Annotated in this window: 2 protein-coding genes; both read left to right on the top strand. The window is 67.1% G+C overall.

Annotated elements, in window-relative coordinates; genetic code table 11:
* Positions 1-268: 268 nt before the first annotated feature.
* Positions 269-2,065, top strand: a complete 1,797-nt coding sequence (locus A7X97_RS15870; protein WP_032954656.1) for an autotransporter assembly complex protein TamA — start codon at positions 269-271, stop codon at positions 2,063-2,065.
* On the top strand, positions 2,062-5,919 hold the full coding sequence (locus A7X97_RS15865; protein WP_088496643.1) for a translocation/assembly module TamB domain-containing protein: 3,858 nt from the start codon (positions 2,062-2,064) through the stop codon (positions 5,917-5,919). The genes A7X97_RS15870 and A7X97_RS15865 overlap by 4 nt, the downstream gene beginning before the upstream one ends.
* The last annotated feature ends 155 nt before the right edge of the window (positions 5,920-6,074 follow it).

Below are 6,074 nucleotides of genomic sequence, written 5' to 3'. Positions count from 1 at the left end.
GCGATCGAGCATCTGTCGAGCTGACGCCCGTATCGGTAGTGCCGGCCGCTGGCCGGCATTGCCCCCGATCTGTGGGGTGCCGGCCAGCGGCCGGCACTACCGGAACATCGCCGGCGTTGTCTATCGGGGTCATTGCCGACATCGTGGACGATGCCGGCATCCTGATTGGTCGGTTGCGACAATCGACACTTTGCGGTGTATTTTGACCGCCACTTAACAACCGATCCGCAATGACGTGATGCATTTCGCATCGTCACCTCCGGTCGGTATGCTGTGCCGCATGCAGCCAAAGAAATACGCCCTGCCGCTGATGGTCCTGTCGCTGGCCGCCACTTCCGTGGTCCATGCGCGCGGCACCATCGACAAGGTGGACATCAAGGGATTGGACAAGGGCGACGACGCCGCAATCATCGAGAACATCCAGGAATCGCTGTCGCTGTACGACACGATCGGCAAGGAGCAGGGCGAATCGCGCCTGGAGTATCTGCTGTCGCAGGCCGAGCGGCAGACCCGCCAGGCGCTGGAACCATTCGGGTACTACAACCCGGTGATCAAGGTCGAGGCGCCGCGCGAGGATGAGCACGTGCGCGTGCTGATCCATGTCGACAAGGGCGCCCCGGTGACCGTGCGCCGCGAGCACATCGACATCACCGGCCCGGCGATGTACGACCAGTACCTGCAGGACGACCTGGCCGCCTTCAAGCCGCGCAAGGGCCAGCGCTTCGAGCACACCCAGTACGAAGCCAGCAAGATCACCATCACCCGGCGCCTGGCCGAGCGTGGCTACTTCGATGCCGACTACACCCAGCGCCAGGTGCAGATCACCCGCGCCGACAACGCCGCCGACATCGACCTGACCTGGGACAGCGGCCGCCGCTACAACATGGGCCCGGTGCGCTTCGAGCAGGATTACTTCGTCGACAAGCTGTTCGATCCACTGGTGTACTGGGACCAGGGCAGCTACTACCACGAGGGCAAGCTGGACCGGCTGCGCGAGTCGCTGACCAAGCTGGACTACTTCAGCGTGATCGACATCCAGCCGCGCCCGGACCAGGCCGATGAAAACGGCGAAGTGCCGGTGGACGTGAAGCTGACCCGGGCCAAGCGCACCATCTACACCGCAGGCCTGAGCTACGGCAGCGAGAGCGGCCCGGGTGTGCGCGGTGGCATCGAGCGGCGGTTCCTGAACAACCGCGGCCACAAGATGAACACGCAGCTGGACTATGCGCAGAAGCGCAAGAGCCTGGTCACCAGTTACCGCATTCCGGCCTTCAACTGGCTTGATGGCTGGTACACCTTCGCCGCCAGCGCGTACGACGAGCAGACCGACTACATCGACCTGCGCAACTTCAAGCTGATCGCCAGCCGCAGCGGCGAGATCAACGAGCACTGGACCGCGATCGCCTCGATCAACGCGCTGCGCGAGCGCTGGCGCTATGCCTCCGGCACCGAATTCACCGACGCCGTCTACAACACCTCGACGCTGGTGTACCCGCAGATGGTTGCCGACTACGTCAACGTCGACGACGAGATGTTCCCGCGCAAGGGCATCAGCGGCGCGGCGACGGTGCGTGCCGGCGTGGAAGGCGCCGGCTCGGATACCAGCTTCGTGCAGGCCAATGCCGTGTTGCGCTGGTACATCCCGGTGGGTGAAAGCAATCGCCTGATCCTGCGCGGCGAGGGCGGCACCACCTGGACCAGCGATCTGGTGGCGATGCCGCCGAGCCTGCGCTATTTCGCCGGTGGTGACCGCAGCATCCGCGGCTACGCCTACCGTGAGGTCGGCCCGCGTACGCCGAAGCCGGACAAGTACGCGCTGGGTGCCAAGAACCTGGTGATCGGCTCGGCCGAGTACGAGCACTACTTCAACGGTGGCCCCTGGGGTGCGGCGGTGTTCGTCGATACCGGCAGTGCCTTCGACAACACCATCGACCTGCATACCGGCGTCGGCTTCGGCGTGCGCTGGAAATCGCCGGTGGGCCCGGTGCGCATCGACGTGGCGCACGGCCTGAACAACCCGGATTCGCAGTTCCAGCTGTACCTGAACATCGGAGCGGACCTGTGAGCACGCCCGCACCGACCCCGAACACCCCGCCGCCACGCGTGCGTTTCTATCGCCGTCGCCGCTTCTGGGCATGGTCCGGCGCCGGCGTGATCGGCCTGGTGCTGCTGGCCCTGCTGGCGGTGTACTGGCTGCTGCAGACCGTGGCCGGACGTGACGTACTGCTGGCCCAGGTGGTGGCGCGGCTGCCGGTGGGTGCCAGCTTCACCTGGGACAAGGTGGAGGGTCCGGTGGCCGGACCGCTGACCCTGTACAACGTCGACTTCCGCTATGACGACATCCATTTCCACGCCGAGCGTGCGCACCTGGAGCCGGACCTGCGCCCGCTGCTGGGCCGCAAGCTGCTGCTGGACAAGCTGGAGCTGACCAACGCGACGTTGAACCTGGCCAAGAGCGATGAGCCGTTCAAGCTGCCGTCCTGGCCCGATTCCCTGCCGCAGATCGAGATGCCGCTGGCGATCCAGGCCGATGCCATCGCCATCGATGGCTTCCGCATCAGCCAGGCCAACGAACCGGTGATCGACATCAGCCGCGTGCGCGGCGGCATCGAGATCGCCAACGGCGAGTTCCAGGCGCACAAGCTGGTGGTCGACAGTGACATGGGCAACTTCACTGCCCAAGGCCATTACATCCCGGCCAAGGACTACGACACCGACGTGACGGTGACGGCGGTGTTGCCGGCACCGCGTGGGCGCACGGCCGCTACCGTTGGCCTGGTCGCCCGCGGTGACCTGTCGCACATGGAAGTGGCGGTGGCCGGGCGTGCACCGAAGCCGCTGCACGCGATGCTGGTGTTCGATGGCCGCACCGACCCGACGTGGAATGCCAGCGTGCGCAGCGACGAGCTGGATCTGGCGCTGCTGTCGCCGGCATTGGCGAGCTCGGCGATCACGCCGTTGTCGCTGGATTTCACTGCTGCTGGCAAGGGCGGCAATGCCACCCTGCGTGGCAAGGTGAAGCAGGGCGAGCAGGAACTGGAACTGGCACCGTCCGTGGTGTCATTGCAGGACCAGGTGCTGAAGGTTTCGCCGCTGCTGCTGAAGGGTCTCGGTGGCGAAGCCCGCCTGGAGGGTACCGCCGATTTCAGCCAGGAAGACCAGCAGAAGCTCAACTTCTCGGTGGTCGCGCGTGACCTGACCTATGTACCGGCGCCTGATCCGAACACCGCCGGCAGCGCGCCGGTGCCGGTCACTCTGAAGGAAGCACGCTTCGGCCTGGCCGGTACCCTGAAGGCCTGGGCGGCGATCGGCCGCGCCGAGGTCGAACGCGAAAAGCAGAAGGCGCAGCTGCACTTCGATGTGCGTGGCAACGACCAGGCCGCGTCGATCCACCAGCTGCAGGCGCAGACGCCGGGTGGGCAGCTGCAGGTGGAAGGCCAGGTGGCGTGGGCGCCGCAGCTGGACTGGGACGCCAAGGCCACGCTGAAGGACTTCGACCCCGGCTATTTCGTGCCAGGCTGGAATGGCCGCCTGTCCGGCAACCTGGCCTCCAAGGGCCGCCAGCTGCCGCCGCCGGCCAATGCCGCACCGGGCACCGCCGGTACGCTGGAAGCCACGGTGGACCTGCCCTCGCTGAAGGGCATGCTGCGCCAGCGCAATCTCGACGCACAGGGCAAGTTCGCGCTGCAGGGCGCGCAGGGCCAGGGTGACCTGAAACTGGCGTTGGGCAGCAGCCGGGTGACCGCGTCGGGCAAGGTCGGCGACCGCCTCGACATCGATGCGCGTTTCGAGCCATTGCAGTTGAGCGACCTGCTGCCCGGCGCCGACGGTGGCCTGCGTGGCCAGGTACAGGTGAAGGGCCCGCGCGATGCGCCGGACATCACCGCCGACCTGGTCGGCAACAACCTCGACTGGGATGGCTACGGCGCCGAGAGCGTGAGCATCAAGGGCCGCCTGCCGTGGCGCGGCGACAGCGGCACGCTGGCGGTGCAGGGCCAGCAGGTCAACGCGGGCATGCTGCTGGAGCGGCTGAACATCGACGCGCAGGGCAGTGTGTCCAACCTGCGCCTGGCTGCGCAGACCCGCAACGAGATGGGTGCGGTCGAGCTGCAGGGCAGCGTGCGCCAGCAGGGCACGCAGTGGCGTGGCGAGCTGGCGTCGCTGCGCATCGCACCGGTGAAGGGCGATGCCTGGGCGCTGCGTGCACCGGCGGCGTTCGCGATCAACGGCAGCACCTACACGCTGTCCGAAGCCTGCCTGGCCGCGGCCAGCAGCGGCGCGCTGTGCGCACAGGCCAACTGGCCGCGCGAAGGCCTGGTGGTGCGCAGCGACGCGCTGCCACTGGCGCTGGTGCAGCCGTGGTTGCCGCCGCAGTCCGGCCGCCGCATCTACCTTCGCGGCGATGTCAGCCTGGACGCGCAGATCCGCCCGCGCGGCAACGCCTGGGAAGGCCATGTGGAAGTGCGCTCGAAGGAAGGCGGCGTGCGCCTGGGCGAGAACCGCAACACCGTGGGCGATACCACCCGCGGCGAGCTGGTGCGCTATGACCAGTTCTCGCTGAAGCTCGACATGACCCCGGCCAGCATCAAGGGCTACCTGGGCATGGGCTTCCAGGGCAATGGCTTCGTCGACGCCAGGATGCAGACCGGCTGGGAAGCCAGTGCGCCGCTTAATGGTGAGCTCTACCTCAACATGTCGCGGCTGTACTGGCTGGAGCTGTTCTCGCCGGACATCGTGCGACCGACCGGCCTGATCGAAGGCCACGTCAGCCTGCGCGGGACGCGAGGCCAGCCGTCGCTGGGCGGTGACGCACAGCTGAGCAACTTCAAGGGCGAATTCCCGGCGCTGGGCCTGACCTTCGACCAGGGCAAGGGCAGCTTCGTGGCCCAGCCCGATGGTTCGGCCAAGATCACCGCGCAGGCCAACTCGGGCCAGGGCACGCTGTACGTGGACGGTGGCCTGTCGTGGTTCGGCGATGCGCAGCCGCTGCAGCTGAAGATCCATGGCGAGAACGTGCTGCTGTCCAACACCAGCGAACTGCGCATCGTCGCCAACCCAAACCTCGACTTCACCCTGGCCAAGGCGGCGATGGAGCTGCGCGGCACCGTGCACGTGCCCGAGGCCGACATCGACCTGGAACGCCTGGACCGCGGCACCTCGGTGTCCGAAGACGTGGTGGTGCTCGACCCGGCCGATCCGGAAGAGTCGCGCACCTCGCCGCTGGACATGGACCTGACCGTCAGCCTGGGCGACAAGGTCAAGATGACCGGCTTCGGCCTGAAGGGCGCGCTGACCGGCAAGATGCAGGTCTGGGCCAAGCCCGGCCGCGAAATGACCGCCAATGGCGGCCTGGAAGTGAGCGGCCGCTACAAGGCGTATGGTCAGGACCTGACCATCACCCGCGGCAACCTCAACTGGAACTACAACGCGGTGTCCGACCCGCGCATCAACATCCGCGCCGAGCGCCGCATCGGTGATGTCACCGCCGGCATCGACGTGACCGGGCGTGCCCAGCAACCGCGTGCCGACGTGTGGTCCGATCCGGCGATGTCGCAGTCCGAGGCACTGGCCTATCTGGTGCTGGGACGCAGCCTGACCGGCGCCAGCAGCGACCAGGCGCAGCAGGTCAACGCGGCCTCGGCGGCGCTCTCGGCTGGCAGTGGCCTGCTCGCCTCGCAGCTGGGTGCCAAGCTGGGCCTGGATGATGCAGGCGTGAGTCAGTCGCGCGCGCTGGGTGGTTCGGTGATCGGCGTCGGCAAGTACATCTCGCCCAAGCTTTACGTGGGTTACGGCGTGTCGCTGGTGGGCGCCGGTTCGGTGATCACGCTGAAGTACCTGCTGCGCCGCGGGTTTGATGTGGAAGTGGAATCGAGCACGGTGGAAAACCGTGGTTCGATCAACTGGCGGCGGGAGAAGTAACCCGCCGTGGCATCCCTGTAGAGCCGAGCCATGCTCGGCTTCTGCGCGCAGCGCGAGTTGAAGGAAGAGCAGCCGAGCATGGGCTCGGCTCTCCCCGTCAGGTCCCCAACCATTGGCCGTTGCCCCATCCGGCCCCAGCGGCTATGGTCCCGGGC

The sequence above is a fragment of the Stenotrophomonas sepilia genome, from assembly GCF_003244875.1.
GTDB lineage: Bacteria > Pseudomonadota > Gammaproteobacteria > Xanthomonadales > Xanthomonadaceae > Stenotrophomonas > Stenotrophomonas sepilia.
This window is presented reverse-complemented; position numbering and strand designations above follow the sequence as displayed.

Excerpts from the sequence above, each read along its gene's own strand:
- A7X97_RS15870 (WP_032954656.1), top strand. The coding sequence starts at position 269 with ATGCTGTGCCGCATGCAGCCAAAGAAATACGCCCTGCCGCTGATGGTC.